General features: G+C 72.7%; 14 protein-coding genes. 13 read left to right on the forward strand and 1 reads right to left on the reverse strand.

Annotation, left to right across the window (positions count from 1 at the left end; translation table 11 throughout):
• On the reverse strand, positions 1-1,143 hold a 1,143-nt coding region (locus tag E1264_RS27795), incomplete at its 3' end, for an acyl-CoA dehydrogenase family protein (protein ID WP_165964412.1).
• Between the two features lie 359 nt (positions 1,144-1,502).
• On the opposite strand from E1264_RS27795, the gene E1264_RS27800 reads away from it, so the two are divergent.
• From E1264_RS27800 to E1264_RS27860, 13 genes are all read left to right on the forward strand, one after another.
• Entirely contained in the window at positions 1,503-3,215 is a 1,713-nt protein-coding gene (locus tag E1264_RS27800; protein WP_132178401.1) for a D-aminoacylase, read from the forward strand.
• Positions 3,216-3,227: 12 nt separating this feature from the next.
• Entirely contained in the window at positions 3,228-4,424 is a 1,197-nt protein-coding gene (locus E1264_RS27805; protein ID WP_132178402.1) for an amidohydrolase family protein, read from the forward strand.
• A 100-nt stretch (positions 4,425-4,524) separates the two neighbouring features.
• On the forward strand, positions 4,525-5,703 hold the full coding sequence (locus tag E1264_RS27810) for an ABC transporter substrate-binding protein (RefSeq protein WP_132178403.1): 1,179 nt from the start codon (positions 4,525-4,527) through the stop codon (positions 5,701-5,703).
• A gap of 3 nt (positions 5,704-5,706) precedes the next feature.
• Complete coding sequence (locus E1264_RS27815; protein WP_132178404.1) at positions 5,707-6,582, forward strand: branched-chain amino acid ABC transporter permease; 876 nt, start codon at positions 5,707-5,709, stop codon at positions 6,580-6,582.
• Complete coding sequence (locus tag E1264_RS27820; RefSeq protein ID WP_132178405.1) at positions 6,569-7,576, forward strand: branched-chain amino acid ABC transporter permease; 1,008 nt, start codon at positions 6,569-6,571, stop codon at positions 7,574-7,576. Before E1264_RS27815 ends, E1264_RS27820 begins: the two co-directional genes overlap by 14 nt.
• Entirely contained in the window at positions 7,573-8,352 is a 780-nt protein-coding gene (locus tag E1264_RS27825; RefSeq protein ID WP_132178406.1) for an ABC transporter ATP-binding protein, read from the forward strand. The genes E1264_RS27820 and E1264_RS27825 overlap by 4 nt, the downstream gene beginning before the upstream one ends.
• Positions 8,349-9,134: an ABC transporter ATP-binding protein gene (locus tag E1264_RS27830; RefSeq protein ID WP_132178407.1), complete on the forward strand. Its 786-nt coding sequence runs from the start codon at positions 8,349-8,351 to the stop codon at positions 9,132-9,134. Before E1264_RS27825 ends, E1264_RS27830 begins: the two co-directional genes overlap by 4 nt.
• Positions 9,131-10,672 carry a class I adenylate-forming enzyme family protein gene (locus E1264_RS27835; RefSeq protein ID WP_132178408.1) on the forward strand — a complete coding sequence of 514 codons (1,542 nt, stop codon included), beginning with the start codon at positions 9,131-9,133 and terminating at the stop codon, positions 10,670-10,672. Before E1264_RS27830 ends, E1264_RS27835 begins: the two co-directional genes overlap by 4 nt.
• A complete protein-coding gene (locus E1264_RS27840; protein WP_132178409.1) occupies positions 10,669-11,592 on the forward strand; it encodes a TIGR03619 family F420-dependent LLM class oxidoreductase in 924 nt (307 codons plus the stop codon). Before E1264_RS27835 ends, E1264_RS27840 begins: the two co-directional genes overlap by 4 nt.
• Positions 11,592-12,362, forward strand: coding sequence for a hypothetical protein (locus E1264_RS27845; RefSeq protein ID WP_132178410.1), 771 nt, complete (start codon positions 11,592-11,594; stop codon positions 12,360-12,362). Before E1264_RS27840 ends, E1264_RS27845 begins: the two co-directional genes overlap by 1 nt.
• 5 nt (positions 12,363-12,367) lie before the next feature.
• On the forward strand, positions 12,368-13,810 hold the full coding sequence (locus tag E1264_RS27850) for an aldehyde dehydrogenase family protein (RefSeq protein ID WP_132178411.1): 1,443 nt from the start codon (positions 12,368-12,370) through the stop codon (positions 13,808-13,810).
• 13 nt (positions 13,811-13,823) lie between these two features.
• Positions 13,824-14,894: a Zn-dependent alcohol dehydrogenase gene (locus tag E1264_RS27855; protein ID WP_132178412.1), complete on the forward strand. Its 1,071-nt coding sequence runs from the start codon at positions 13,824-13,826 to the stop codon at positions 14,892-14,894.
• Between the two features lie 125 nt (positions 14,895-15,019).
• Positions 15,020-15,655 carry a TetR/AcrR family transcriptional regulator gene (locus E1264_RS27860; protein WP_165964413.1) on the forward strand — a complete coding sequence of 212 codons (636 nt, stop codon included), beginning with the start codon at positions 15,020-15,022 and terminating at the stop codon, positions 15,653-15,655.
• The last annotated feature ends 16 nt before the right edge of the window (positions 15,656-15,671 follow it).

Raw genomic sequence — 15,671 nt, forward strand, 5'->3', positions numbered from 1 at the left:
GGCCAGGACCATCCGCTTGACCTGCGAGGTGCCGCCCGCGTGGTTGGCGTACGAGGCGCGGTACCAGGCCTCGGCGGCGCCGTCCATCGGCGCCCACCGGCTGCCGGTGCGCAGCTGGCCGAGCGGCCCGACGATCTGCCCGACGAGCTGCGCGAACCGCGGCTGGTTCTCCTTGTGGACGACCTGGCCCAGCGCCCCCGCGAAGGGCGGGGTGCGGCCGTTGCACGCGTCGCCGAGCGACTCGTAGGCCAGCAGCCGCTCCGTCTCGACGATCATGGCCATCTCCGCGAGCTTGGACCGGACGACCGGGTCCTCGATCAGCGGCCGCCCGCGCCGGACGGTCGTCTCGCAGTACGCCAGGACCTTGTCGAGCATCCGCCGGCTCTCGCTGTGCCGCGCGGAGATGCCCCCGGCGGCGTAGAAGGCGCTCATGATGTACGACCAGCCCTTGCCGACCTCGCCGATCAGCATGTCGCCCGGGATCCGGACGTCGTCGAGGTAGGTGTGGTTCTGCCGGCCGCCGCCGAGGTTGTCGAGCCGGGAGAACGACACGCCGGGCAGCGACAGGTCCAGGCAGAAGATGCTGATGCCGCGGTGGCGCGGCGCGTCCGGGTCGGTGCGGGCGGCGAGGTACATGACGTCGGCGCGGTGGCCCCAGGTCGTGTAGGTCTTCTGCCCGTTGATGATCCAGTCACCGCCGTCGCGGACGGCGCGGGTGGTGAGCGAGGCGAGGTCGGAGCCCGAGCCCGGCTCGGTCAGCCCCTCGGCCCAGAAGGTGTCGAAGCGGGCGATCTCCGGCAGGAAGCGGTGCTTCTGCTCCTCGGTGCCGCCGATCAGCAGCGTCCCGGCGGCCAGCCCGTACCCGATCATGTTGACGAACGGGGCGTCGCGGCGGGCGAACTCCTCCGCCATGATCAGCCGTTCGGGCAGCGGGCGGCCGAGCCCGCCGTACTCGCGCGGCCAGGTGAGCCCGATCCAGCCCTTCTTGCCGACCTTCCCGGTGAACTCGCGGGCGAACTCCCAGAGCTCCTCGTCCTCGGTGAACTCGTGGTTGAACTCCTTGTCGGCGGGGAGCTCCGCGTCGAGGAAGGCCCGGACCTCCCGCCGCCATCGTTCTTCCTCCGCGCTGAAGGCGAACTCCACTGCAGGCCTCCTCGGTCGGGCAGCCGCCGTCGATGCCGGGATGGTAGCCCGGCCCGCACCCGGATGTCTACCAGACGGTTGGTAGATGCAACCACCGGCCGTCCGGTTGCGCCGGCGGGGCGGTGCCGATGCTCTCCATGGCTCTCCATCGGTTCCTCCCAACATGACATTCGCGTCTTGTATTCAGTCGGAGGGAGGGTAGGTCCGCGCCCGCCGCAAAATCGGTCTGGACATCGGAATCACCTTGATATACGGCGCTGAAGTGCCGTCCCGAAGGCAAATGACATTCATGTCTTGTCAACGGCTTTGGACCGATACATACTCGTCACTCAACGGCCCGAGGCGACCAAGGAGGAGCGATGCTCGACCTTGCCATCACCGGAGCGACGGTGGTCGACGGCGGCGGCGGACGGCCGGTGACCGCCGACGTGGGCGTCCGCGACGGGCGCATCGCCGCGGTCGGAACCCTCGACGAGCCGGCCCGGGAGACCGTGGACGCCGGCGGCCTCGTCGTCTGCCCGGGCTTCATCGACCCGCACACCCACTACGACGCGCAGCTGTGGTGGGACCCGTTCGCGACGCCGTCCAGCTGGCACGGTGTCACCAGCGTCATCGGCGGCAACTGCGGCTTCACGCTCGCCCCGCTGAACAAGGGCGACGGCGACTACCTGCGCCGGATGATGGCGCAGGTCGAGGGCATGCCGCTCGCCGCGCTCGAAGAGGGCGTCGACTGGACGTGGGAGAGCTTCGAGGAGTTCCTCACCGGCCTCGACGGCAACCTCGGCGTCAACGCGGGCTTCCTGGTCGGGCACTGCGCGCTGCGCCGCTACGTGATGGGCCCGGACGCGATCGGGCGGGAGGCGACCGAGCAGGAGGTCGCCGAGATGGAGAAGGTGCTGCGCCGGTCGCTGGAGGCGGGCGGGCTCGGGCTGTCCACGACGCGCTCGTCCACCCACAAGGACGGCGACGGCGAGCCGGTCGCGAGCCGCTGGGCGACGCCCGAGGAGCTGATCAGCCTCTGCCGGATCGTCGGCGAGTACCCCGGTACCACCCTGGAGGGGATGGTGCAGGGCTGCCTCGATCGGTTCAGCGACGAGGAGATCGAGCTGTTCGCGACGATGAGCGCGACCGCCGGGCGCCCGCTCAACTGGAACGTCCTCACCGTCGACGCGGCCGACGCCACCAAGATCGCGCACCAGCTCCGCGCCGCCGCGCGGGCCCGCGAGCTGGGCGGCCGGGTCGTCGCGCTGACCATGCCGATCCTCGTCCCGATGAACATGAGCTTCGGGACGTTCTGCGCGCTCTGGCTGATCCCGGGCTGGGACGAGGTGCTGCGCGGCGGCGTCGAGGAGCGCGTCGCCCGGCTCAGCGACCCGCGGGTCCGCGAGGACATGCTCGCCAAGGCGCGGACCAGCTCCTTCGCCCGGCTCGCCGAGTTCGGCAACTACGTCATCGGCGACGCGTTCCACCCCGACCTCGCCGAGACGGTCGGGCGCCGCGTCGACGAGATGGCCGCCGAGCGCGGCGAGGACCCCTTCACAACCCTGGCCGGCATCGTGTGCAGGGACGGCCTCCGCACCGTCCTGTGGCCGCAGCCGACCAGCGACACCGACAACGACTGGGCGCTGCGGAGCCTGGTGTGGGAGCACCCCGACGTCATGCTCGGCGGGTCCGACGCGGGCGCGCACCTGGACCGGATGTGCGGGTCGCCGTACTTCACCCGGTTCCTGGCCGACTCGCTGCGCGGCCGCAGGCTCGTCTCGCTGGAGCGGGCCGTGCAGCTGCTCACCGACGTCCCGGCCCGGCTGTTCGGGCTGCGCGGGCGCGGCCGCCTCGAACCCGGCAACCACGCCGACATCGTCGTGTTCGACCCGGAGACGGTCGACGCGGGACCGGCGACGCTCGTCCCCGACCTGCCCGGCGAGAGCCCGCGGCTGATCGCCGAGTCGATCGGCGTGCGGCACGTCTTCGTCAACGGCACCGAGACGATCCGCGACGGGGTGCCGACGGGGGCGCTGCCCGGCACGGTGCTGCGATCCGGCAAGGAGACCGCCACCGTCGCGACCGCCTGACTGGAGGACGCAATGACCACCACGATCCCGCGCATCATCTCCGTCGATGACCACGTCGTCGAGCCGCCCGACCTCTGGACCTCCCGGCTGCCGCGCCGCTTCCTCGACCGCGGGCCGCGGATCGTCCGGCAGAAGGGTCGGCTGCGGATGCCGGGCGGCTGGCAGGAGGACCCGGACGGCGACTGGGCCGACGTGTGGCTCTACGACGACCTCGTCACCCCGCTGATGAAGCTGTCGGCGGCGGTCGGGTTCGACGACGTCGGGTTCGGCGCCGTCACCTTCGACGACATCCGCCCCGGCTGCTGGAAGCAGGCCGAGCGGCTCGCCGACATGGACGCCAACCACATGGAGGCGTCGCTCTGCTTCCCCAACACCCTGCCGCGGTTCTGCGGGCAGGCGTTCATGGAGCGCGAGGACAAGGAGCTCGCGCTGCTGTGCGTCCGCGCCTACAACGGCTGGATGATCGACGAGTGGTGCGCGGGCCCCGCGCGCGGGCGGCTCATCCCGCTGACCATGGTGCCGCTGTGGGACGCGGACCTCGCCGCCGAGGAGGTCCGCCGCTGCGCCGCCAAGGGCAGCCACGCGGTGACGTTCTCGGAGAACCCGCACCCGCTGGGCCTGCCGTCCATCCACTCCCGCGCCTGGGACCCGTTCTTCGCGGCCTGCGAGGAGACCGGGACCGTGGTGTGCCTGCACATCGGGTCGTCGTCCAGCATGCCGGGGACGTCCCCGGACGCGCCGTTCATCATCAGCTCCACGCTCACGTTCCAGAACGCGATGGGCTCGATGCTCGACTTCGTCTTCTCCGGGACGCTCGCGCGCTTCCCCGGCCTGACCCTCGCCTACTCCGAGGGGCAGGTCGGCTGGATGCCGTACGTGCTGGAGCGCGCCGACAAGCTCTGGCACGAGCGCTCGGACAACTCCTTCGGCACCGACCTGCCCGAACCGCCGACCAGCTACATCCGCGGCCGCGTGTACGGCTGCATCTTCGACGACGAGACCGGTCTCGCCAACCGCGACGTGATCGGCATGGACCAGATCTGCTTCGAGACCGACTACCCGCACGCCGACAGCACCTACCCCGACTCCGCCGAGGTGGCGGCCCGCATCTGCGACAAGGCGGGCCTCGACGACACCGAGGTCTACAAGCTGCTGCGCGGCAACGCCATCCGGGCCTTCGGCCTGGACCGGTACGGCATCGCCGCCTGACCCGGTACCGCCGCCTGACCCGGCACCGCGCCTGACATGGGCTTCGCTGCCTGATCCGGCTCCCTCACCCCTGCCCCCACGCACAGAGGAGACCACGGGCATGTCGCACAGGAGATCGACCAAGCCCGCCGCCGTCGCCGCGGCCGCCGTCCTGGCCGCCGCGGCGGCCGGCTGCGGCGACAGCGGTTCCGGTTCGGGCTCGAACGAACCGATCAAGATCGCATGGATGGGCGCGGAGTCGGGGGAGTACGCGACCAAGGACCGGCACTACGCCATCGACCTGGCGGTCGAGCACATCAACGCCAAGGGCGGCATCGACGGCCGGAAGGTCGAGTACAAGCCCTACGACGGCGGCCTCACCCCGCAGCAGGGCGTCACCGCGGTGAAGAAGGCGCTCGCCGACAAGCCCACCGCGATCGTCGGGCTCGCCACCACCGCGCAGGTGAAGGCCGCCGCGCCGCTGCTGAAGTCGGCGGGGATCCCGACGATGCACTTCGCGCAGTCGCACACGCTCGGCAAGTCGACGCTGAAGGTCGACAACGTCTTCCGGTACGGGCCGACCGAGGCGATGCAGACGCACGCGCTCACCGACTACATGGTCAAGAACACCAAGCCGAAGAAGGTCGGGCTGCTGGCCAGCACCGACCCCGGCTCCGACGAGGCCGCCCGGCTCCTGCGCGCGGGCCTCACCGCGGGCGGCGTGACGAACATCGTCGAGCGGCGCGTCCCGCAGACGGCGACCGACCTCACCGAGGCCGTCCTCGCCTTCCGCGGCGTGGACGCCACCGTCTCCTGGAGCTTCCCCACGATCAACTCGCTGTTCCTGCGGCAGCGCGGGCAGAACGGGCTCACCGCGCCGCACTTCGGCGACAACAGCGGCGGCTCCATCCTCGGCGGCAACCTCAACCCGCCCGCCGAGCTCAAGGGCTACCACTACGTGATCGCCTGCGACCCCGACCTGTCCGGCACCCCGGAGGCGAAGGCGTACGTCCAGGCGTACCAGGCGAAGTACGGCCCCGGGCCGACGAACCCGCAGCTCGCGCAGGGATACGACGGGTTCCGGGTGCTCGCCGCCGCGATCGAGAAGGCCGGGTCGAGCGAGCCGGAGGCCGTCACGAAGGCGCTGGAGTCCGTCCAGTACCAGGGCGTCTGCGGCACCTACAAGGCCGACGCGGAGAACGACCTCTACCACTCCGACGTGATCATCGACGCGTCCGGCGGGCTGGCCGGCCGCAAGCTGCTGCAGAAGTACGACAACCTGACGAGCCGGGCGGGCTGACCGATGGGCCACTTCGTCGGCCTGCTGGCGTCCGGCGTCGCGCAGGGGGCGATCGCCGCGCTGATCGCGCTCGGCATCGTGCTGCTGCACCAGACGACCGGTGTCGTCAACTTCGCGCAGGGCGACCTGCTGACCCTCGGCGCCTACTTCGGCGTCTGGCTGATCGTGGCCCACGGCGTCGCCACGGTCCTCGCCTACGTCATCGTCGTCGCGCTGGTCTTCGCCGTCGGCGTGGCGATGGAGCGCATCGGGTACGCGCCGCTGCGCAGGCAGCCGATCCTCGCGGTCGTCATCTCCACGTTCGCGCTCGCGCTCGGCCTGCGCTCGCTGATCATCCTGTGGCAGGGCAACGACCAGAAGACGCTGCCGTCGCCGTTCGGCGGGTCGGTCTGGCACGTCGCGGGCGCGGCCGTCCCGTACCAGAGCGTCCTGATCGTCGGGGTCACCGCCGTGGTGCTCGCCGCGCTGATGCTGATGCTGCACCGGTCGTCGATCGGGCGGCAGGTCCGCGCGCTCGCCGCCGACCGGGAGACCGCGCTGCTGCAGGGCATCCGCGTGAGGCGGCTGTCGGTGCTGATGTTCGGGCTGTCGGCGGCCCTCGCCGGGCTCGGCGGCGTGCTCGTCGCGCCGACGCTGACGGTGTCGCCGCAGCTCGGGTTCACGCTGCTGCTGTCGTCGTTCGCCGCGACGGTGCTCGGCGGCTTCGACCGGATGGGCGCGACCGTCCTCGCGGCGTTCGGGATCGCGATCGTCCAGCAGATGGCCGCCGGGTACGTCTCCGCCGACTACGTCGAGGCCTACCCGTACCTGATCCTGCTCATCGCGCTGGTGCTGCGGCCCAGCGGCCTGTTCGGGGAGGTCGTCCGTGTCCGCTATTGACGACGTCGCCCGCCGGACGAAGAAGGCCGGGCCGCCCGCGCTCAAGCCGGCGGTGTTCGACCGGCGGCAGCGGGAACTGCTCGCCGTGGTCGCGATCCTCGGCGCGCTGCTGCCGCTCGGCGTCCAGGGCCTGTACGGCACCGGCATCATGATCACCTCGGCGATCTACGGGCTGCTGGCGCTCGGGTTCTACTTCCAGCTCACGCTCGCCGGGCAGTTCAGCCTCGCCACCGTCGGGTTCTACGCCATCGGTGCCTACACCTCCGTGTGGGCCTCGCAGCACGGCGGGTTCCTCGTCGGGTTCGTGACGGCGGTACTGGTCACCGGGCTGATCGGGACGCTGCTGAAGCTCGCCCTGTCGCGCAGCCCGCTGATCCAGTTCGCCATCGCCACGCTCGCCTTCGGCGAGCTGACCATGATCGTGATGCGGAACTGGACGGGCTTCACCGGCGGCGGCACCGGCCGCTTCGGCATCGAGACGACCGTCTTCGGGCTGGCGCTCGACACGCCGCGGGAGTACTTCTACCTGGCGTTCGGCGTCCTCGTCGTCGGCCTCGGCCTCGCCGTGCTGGTTGAGCGGTCCCCGGTCCAGCGGGATCTGATCTTCGCCCGCGGGATGGGGGACGTGGCCCGCACGACCGGGCTGTCGACCCTGCGCCTCCAGGCGGCGGCGTTCGGCATCGGCGCCGCGTACATGGGCGCGGCGGGATCGCTGCTGGCGCACACCTCGGCCTTCATCGACCCGACCTCGTTCCACGTCGAGATCTCGCTGGACGTGCTGCTCATGCTGCTCCTCGGCGGCAGCGGCTCGCTGTGGGGGCCGCCCGTCGGGGCCGTCATCCTCACCCTCATCCCCGAGTGGCTGCGCGACCTCGCGGACTACAAGGAACTCGTCTACGCGCTGATCATCCTGCTGGTGATCGTGATGCTGCCCGGCGGGCTGGCCTCGCTGCCCGCCACCGTCCGGGCCCGGCTCAAGGAACGGCGCAAATGAGCACAGAGACGACAGGAACCCCGCTGCTGGAGTGCGATGCGATCACGGTCCGGTTCGGCGGGGTCACGGCGGTCGACGGGGTGTCGCTGGACGTGCGGCCCGGCGAGGTCGTCGGGCTGGTCGGGCCGAACGGGTCCGGGAAGTCGACGCTGCTGAACGTGGTGTCCGGGCTGGTGGACGCGTCCGGCGCGGTCCGGGTGGACGGCGCGGACGTCCCGATCGGCAAGCCCGGCCGGATCACCCGGCACGGCGTGTTCCGCACCTACCAGACGCCGCAGGTCGATCCCGGGCTGACGTGCCTGGAGAACGTCCTCGTCGCGTCCAGGGACCGGGGGCGCCGGACCACCGCGAGCGCCTGGCTGCGGCGGCCCTCGATGTGGGCCCGCGACCGGGCGCGCTGGAGCGAGGGCGCCGAGGCGCTCGGCCGCGTCGGCCTGCTCGACCGGGCCCACCAGCCCGCCGCCGGGCTGGCCTACGGGGAGCGCCGCCACCTGGAGATCGCGCGGGCCCTGGTCGCCAAGCCACGGCTGCTGCTGATGGACGAGCCCGCCGCCGGGCTCAGCTCCGTCGAGACCGAGCGCCTGGTCGAGCTGCTGGAGCAGGTCGCCGGGCTCGGCGCGAGCCTGCTGCTCGTCGAGCACAAGATCGCCTTCCTGGAGCGGCTCTGCCGCCGGATCGTCGTGCTGCAGACGGGCCGCCGCATCGCCGCGGGCACCCCCGCGGAGGTCTGGGCCCATCCCGAAGTGATCAGCGCCTACCTCGGGGAGGCCCGATGACCCCTTCACTTCTCGAAGTCCGCGGGCTGGTGGTGTCGTACGGGCAGGTGGACGCCGTGCGCGGCATCGACCTGGACGTCGGCGAGGGCGAGTCCGTCGCGCTGCTCGGCGCGAACGGCGCGGGCAAGAGTTCCACGCTGCGGGCGCTGTCCGGGCTGAACCGGGGCCGCGGTGAGATCCGCTTCGCGGGCTCCGACCTGCGCAGGACCTCGCCCGACGCGATCGCCAGGGCGGGCCTCGTGCACGTCCCCGAGGGGCGGATGCCGTTCCGCAGCCTGTCCACGGAGGAGAACCTGCTGGTCGGCGCCGTCGCGCGCAGCGGGCGCACCCCCGAGTTCGGCCTCTCCGACGTCTACGACCTGTTCCCGCCGCTGGCGAAGCTCCGGCGGCGCAGCGCGTGGACGCTGTCGGGCGGCGAGCAGCAGATGATGGCGATCGGCCGCGGCCTGCTCGCCGCGCCCTGCCTGCTCCTGCTGGACGAGCCGTCCCTCGGCCTCGCGCCCGCCGTCGTCGACACCGTCTACACGGCGCTGCGCGAGGTCCGCAGCAGGATCTCGGTGCTGGTCGTGGAGCAGAACGCCGGTCTGGCGCTCGACCTGTGCGAGCGCGCCTACGTGCTGGCCGCCGGGGAGATCGCCATGAGCGGCGCGGCGTCCGAGCTCGCCGACCGGGAGAGCCTCCTGGCTTCCTACCTCGCCCGCGAAGAGAACCGTCCTCCAGCCCCCACCCACCACCAATCAAACGACGAGCTCCGCTCGGCTCACGAAGGGCAGGCTGGATGAGCACCCTCTTCGACATCATCGCCGGTCACGCCGCGACCGACCCCGGCCGCCTCGCCCTGCTGACCGAGCAGGACGGCGTCCGCACCTACGGCGAGCTGATCGGGAACGCGACCGCGCTGGGCGCCGCGCTGCACGTCAAGCTGGGGATCCGGCCCGGCGAGCGGATCTGCGTGTGGGCGCGGAACCGTCCCGAATGGGTGGAGACCTACCTGGCCGCCGGGGCGGCGGGCCTCGCCACGGTCGCCGCCAACCCGGAGTGGACGGACGCAGAAGCGAAGTACGTCTGCGCCCATTCCGACTCGGTCGCCGTGGTGTGCGACGCCGACCTCGCCGCCCGTGCCGCCGCGCTGGCCGCCGAGATCCCCGGCCTCACGCACGTGATCGCCATCGACGACGGGGAGACCGAGCCGCCGTCGTCCGCGATCTCCTACACCGAGCTGATCGCGAACGCGCCGGCGGATCCCCGGGACCGGCTCCCGACGGGGGAGGCGGCGGCGTCGGCGGCGCTGCTGATGTACACGTCCGGGACGACGACCGGACGCCCCAAGGCGGTGGTGTCGGAGTCGAAGGCCGCCACCGGGATCGACTACAACGAGATGTTCGGCCTGACGGCGTCCGACCGGGCGCTGGTCGTCACGCCGTTCTTCCACGGCAACGGGTTCGGCGGGCTCATGTCCGCGCTGGCCTACGGAGCCGCCGCCGTGTTCCCGAGAAGGTTCTCGGCGGGCCGGTTCTGGCGGCTGGTCGACCTCTACCGGCCGACGTACCTGTTCACGCTCGCGCCGATCGTCAACATCCTCATGGGGCGGCCCCCGGCCCTGCACGAGAGGACGCACGCGTTCCGGGTGCTGATCGTGCTCGGCTGCGCGGGCGGCGCCCCGGCGATCGAGGAGCGGTTCGGCGCCCCGGTCATCGACTGGTACGGGATGACCGAGGCGGGCATGGGCACCTACACGCGGCTGGACGAGCCGCGCCGCCCCGGCTCGGCGGGCCGCCCGTTCCCCGGGTCCGGGATGGCGATCATCCGCCCGGACGGGACGCGGGCCGCCGCGGGCGAGACCGGCGAGGTCGTCTTCGACCGGGAGCGGATCGGGTTCGCCGGCTACCTCAAGGACGCGGAGGCGACCGCGTCCGCGCTGGACGACCGCTGGTTCCACACCGGCGACCTCGGCTACTTCGACGCGGACGGGTTCTTCTTCTTCGTCGACCGCAAGAAGGACATCGTGCGGCGCGGCGGCGAGAACATCTCGTCCATGGAGGTGGAGTCGGTGCTGCGGGAGCACCCGGGCGTGGCGGAGGCGGCGGTGCTGGCGATGCCGGACCCCGTGCTGGGGGAGCGGGTGATGGCGTTCGCCGTCGCCGCCGACCCGGCGCACCCGCCCGCGGCCGGCGAGGTCCGGGCCCACGCGGGCGAGCGGCTGGCGCACTTCAAGATCCCCGAGGAGATCGTGTTCATCGAGCGGATGCCCCGCACCGCCACCGGCAAGATCGAGAAGTTCCGGCTGCGGGAGCGGCTCGCCGCGGAGGAGCGGTCATGAGCCCCGTCACGTTCGGGCTGCAACTGCCCGTCCAGGCCCAGTCGAAGCTCTTCGCCCAGCCGTGGGAGCATGAGGCGGGACCGGCCGAGATCGCGGCGGTGGCGCAGGCGTGCGACGCGCACGGTTTCGACTACGTCGCCGTCTGCGACCATGTCGCGATCCCGCGCGAGCACGCGCCCCGGATGACCACGACCTGGTACGACGCGGTCGCCACGCTCGGCTGGCTGGCCGGGATCACCCAGCGGGTGCGGCTGCTGTCGCACGTGTACGTCGTCGCGTACCGGCATCCGCTGCTGACCGCCAAGGCGTTCGCCACGCTCGACGCGCTCTCCGGGGGCCGTGTCGTGCTCGGGGTCGGCGCCGGGCACCTGGAGGGCGAGTTCCACCTGCTCGGCGTCCCGTTCCGCGGCCGCGGCCGCCGGACGGACGAGGCGATCCGCGCCATCCGCGGCAAGTTCGCGGACGAGTGGAGCGGCGGCGACGGCGGCCAGAGCCCCCGTCCCGTCCAGCCGGGCGGCCCGCCGATCTGGATCGGCGGCTCCTCGGCGCGCGCCGTCGACCGGGCGGCGCGGCTCGGCGACGGCTGGCTGCCGCAGGGCCCGCCGCCCGAGGGCACCGCCGCCGCCGTCACCCGGCTCCGCGTGATGCTGGAGGCGGCCGGGCGGGCGGACGCCCCGTTCGTGGTCGGCGGCGGCGCGCACGTCTACGTCGGGGTCCCGGCCGAGGCGGTCCCCGAGCGGACCGTGACCGGCGAGCCGGAGAAGATCGCCGCGGCGCTGCGGGCGGAGGCGGACCTGGGCGTCACCCACCTGCAGCTCTCCTTCCCGGTCCGCGGGCACGAGGAGCTCGTCGACCAGATCGCCGCGTTCGCGCACGAGGTCATGCCGCTGGTCAACGGCGGCGAGGGAGGAGGGGCCTGATGGACGACCACCCCGTCAAGGTCGGCGCGATGCTGTTCACGATGGTGGACCCGCATCGCGGGCACGAGGTCGCCTACAACCGGTGGTACGAGCGCGACCACTACTACGCGGGCGTCATGGACGGCCCGCACGCCCTCGCCGGCAGCCGCTGGGTCGCGCCCCGCGCCCTCAAGGACCTGCGGTTCCCGGCCGGCAGCCCGTTCGCCGAGCCTCTCGACGCGGGCTCCTACGTGTCGATCTACTGGTACCTGAAGGGCAAGGTGGACGCGCACACCGCGTGGGCGGGGGAGCGCGTCTGGTGGCTGTACGAGAACGGGCGCGGCTTCGCCGAGCGGACGCACGCGCACACCGGCATCTACACCTTCGAGTCGGCCAGGTACGCCGACCCCGACGGTGTCCCGATCGAGCTGGCGCTCGACCACGGCTACAAGGGCCTGGCGGTCGTCGTCACCGAACCCGGGAACGGCGGCTCCGCCGAAGGGGCCGAGGCCGCGCTGCTAGCGACGGACGGCATCGACACGATCGCGTCCTGGACGCCCAAGACCGGCACCGCCGATGGCGGGTCGCCGATGGCGCTGGGCACGGCGGGCGGCAGCCCGGACCGCGTCGTCCGGCTCGTCTTCATGGAGACCGATCCGCGCGAGCGCTGGGACGCGGTCCGCGACTACGCCAAGGCCATGGAGGACGCGGGCGCGGGCCGGGTGACGTTCGCGGCGCCGTTCCTGCCGACCATTGTCGGCACCGACACCTACGTCGACGAGCTGTGGTGAGGCCCATGGAGCGCCCGGCCCGCCTCTGGATCGGCGGCGAGCCCGTGGACGGCGAGAACGGCACCTACCCCATCGTCAACCCCGCGACGGAGGAGGTCGTGGGCCTCGCCCCGAACGCGTCCGCCGCCGACGCCGCGCGGGCGGCCGAGGCCGCCGCGGAGGCGTTCCCGGCCTGGTCGCGGACACCGCCCGCCGAACGCGCCCGGCTGCTGGACCGCGCCGCCGACCTCCTGGAGGCCCGCTACGACGAGCTGTTCGCGCTCGTCCAGGCCGAGACGGGCGCGACCACCGCCATGACGCGGACCGCGCAGGTCCCGGCGGCGGTCGCCCGGCTGCGGCGCTACGCCCGCAGCGCGGTCCGGGACATCCCGCTGCCGCCCGCGCCCGATCCGGTCGGACGCGGCGGGCTGGTGAACGCGATGGCCGTCCGGCAGCCGGTCGGCGTCGTCGCGTGCATCACGTCCTACAACGTGCCGCTGACCAACGTGGTCGGCAAGATCGGCCCGGCGCTCGCGGTCGGCGCGACGGTCGTCGTCAAGCCCGCCCCGCAGGACCCGCTCGGCGTGATCATGCTGGTCGGCGCGCTGCACGAGGCGGGGATGCCGCCCGGCGCGGTCAACCTCGTGGTGGCGCCGGGGCCGGAGCCGTCCGAGGCGCTGGTCGGGTCGCCGCACGTCGACATGGTGAGCTTCACCGGCAGCACGGCGGTCGGCACGGCGATCGCCGAGGTGGCGGGACGCGACTGCAAGCGCCTGCTGCTCGAACTCGGCGGCAAGGGCGCCAGCCTCGTGTTCGACGACGCCGACCTGGAGGCCGCCGCGCTCGGCACCGCGAGCACCTACACCTTCCACTCCGGGCAGATCTGCACCGCGCCCACCCGCCTGATCGCGCAGCGCGGCGTCTACGAGGAGATGGTCGGCCGGCTGTCGGCCATCGCGGGCGCGCTCGTCGTCGGCGACCCGGCCGCGCCGGACACGGCCGTCGGGCCGGTGATCAGCGCCGCGCACCGGGAGCGGATCGAGTCCTACGTCCGCTCCGGCGCGGCGGAGGGCGGCACCGTGGTGGCGGGCGGCGAACGGCCGCCGCTCGACCGGGGCTTCTACGTCGCGCCGACGCTCATCGCCGGGTGCACGCCGGAGATGCGCGCCGTCCGCGAGGAGGTCTTCGGGCCGGTCGTCGTCGCGCTGCCGTTCGACGACGAGGAGGAGGGCATCGCGCTCGCCGCCGCGACCGACTTCGGCCTCTACGACTACGTCTGGTCGCGCGACACCGTCCGGGCGATGCGCGTCGCCCGCCGCCTCCGCGCCGGGAACGTCGGGATCAACACCCTGGCCCGCAACCCCGAGACCCCGTTCGGCGGCTTCAAGCGCAGCGGCGTCGGGCGCGACGGCGGGGACTTCGCCCTGGACGCCTACACCGAGTTGCAGAGCCTGGTATGGCCGGGCTGACGGGAGGGCCGTGATGCGCGGCATCGTATGGACGGGCGACCTGGAGGTCCGCGACGACGTCGAGGTGCGGGGGCCGGGGCCTCGGGAGGTGGCCGTCCGGGTCCACCGGGCGGGCCTGTGCCACAGCGACGTGTCGGTCGTGAACGGGACGATCCCGTTCCCCACGCCGGTCGTCATGGGCCACGAGGGCGCCGGGGTCGTGGAGGAGGTCGGACCGGCCGTCTCGCACGTCGCGCCGGGCGACCACGTCGTGCTGACGACGCTCGGGAACTGCGGCCGGTGCGCCGCCTGCGACCGCGGCGCGCCGACGCAGTGCCGCGCCTCGCTCGGCGTCCGCGACGACCGGTTCACCCTCGGCGGAGAGCGGGCGTACCAGTTCGCGAACGCCGGGGTGTTCGCCGAGCGGACGGTCGTCCACGAGTCGCAGGCCGTCGTGATCGGCAAGGACGTGCCGCTGGACGCGGCGTGCCTGATCGGCTGCGCGGTCCTGACCGGCGCGGGCGCCGTGCTCAACCGCGCGCGGGTGCGGCCCGGGGAGACGGTGCTGGTCATCGGGGCGGGCGGCATCGGGCAGTCGGTCGTCCAGGCGGCCCGGCTGGCGGCGGCGGGACGGATCGTCGTCGTGGACGCCAACCCCGCCAAGGAGGACGTCGCCCGCCGGTTCGGCGCGACCGACTTCATCGACGCGTCCACGACCGGCGACGTCCCGGCGGCGGTGCGCGGGCTCGGCCTCCCGGACGGCGTCGACCACGCCTTCGAGTGCGTCGGCCACCCCGCCCTGATCAGGCAGGCGGTGGACCTGCTGGCCTGGGGCGGCACCTGCGTGCTGCTCGGCGTCCCGCCGCGCGACGCCGAGGCCGCCTTCCAGGTCGCCTCCCTCTACCAGAACAAGACGATCATGGGCTGCCGGTACGGGACGGCCCGCCCGCAGCACGACATCCCGCTGCTGGTCGGCCTGTACCTTGCCGGGCGCTTCGAGCTGGACGCGATGGTGAGCCGCGTCTACGACCTCGCCGACATCGGCTCGGCGATCGGGGACCTTGCCGGCGGGCGGCTGAACCGAGGGGTCCTGGCACTCGCCTGAGACGGCTAAAGTGACATGACTGTAAACAGCACGCGAGCCTTGGACAACGGGCTTTACCGGCTTCACCGTGGATGTCCGGAAACACCTATGTCATCAGGCGGCACGAGTCGAGGGGGTCGAGCCCGGTGGCCGAACCGGTTCCGGCCGGCCAGGAGAGCGGACTCCGGTCGAGGCTGACCGAGGCCGGCCTGCAGGCGTTCGCCCGCTACGGGTACGAGAAGACCACGGTCGACGACGTGATCCGGCTGGCCGGCACCTCCCGGGCCACGTTCTACCGGTACTTCGAGAACAAGCGGGCGCTGTTCCACGAGCTGAGCGGCGACTGCTTCCGCGCGCTGCGGGCGCTGGCCGACCGGCTCGGCGCGCTGCGCCCCGAGGAGGACGCGCGGGCCCGGCTGAAGCTGTTCCTGTCCGACTACGACGCGGTGCACGTCCGGTTCAGCGGCGTCATCCGCGCCTGGACCGACAACGTCGCGCCGCACGACCCGCAGCTCGCCGAGGAGGCCGGGACCGCGTTCGTGAAGCTCGTCAACGCGTTCTCCGGGCCGATCGACGCGGCCCGGATGACGTCCGACGTCCCGACCGAGCTGCGGGCGGCGTTGCTGTACGTGGTCGTGGAGCGCATCCACTTCTACGCGCACTCGCAGTACTCCGAGGTGAACATCGACCGGCTGCACGACACGCTGTCGGTGATGATCCAGCGCGCGTTCTTCGGCGAGGCCGCGCCCGGCGGCTCCCGGCTCCGCATCGGCGGCCGGTGACCCACCGCCCCGGGGG

This window comes from Actinomadura sp. KC216 (genome assembly GCF_004348535.1).
GTDB lineage: Bacteria > Actinomycetota > Actinomycetes > Streptosporangiales > Streptosporangiaceae > Spirillospora.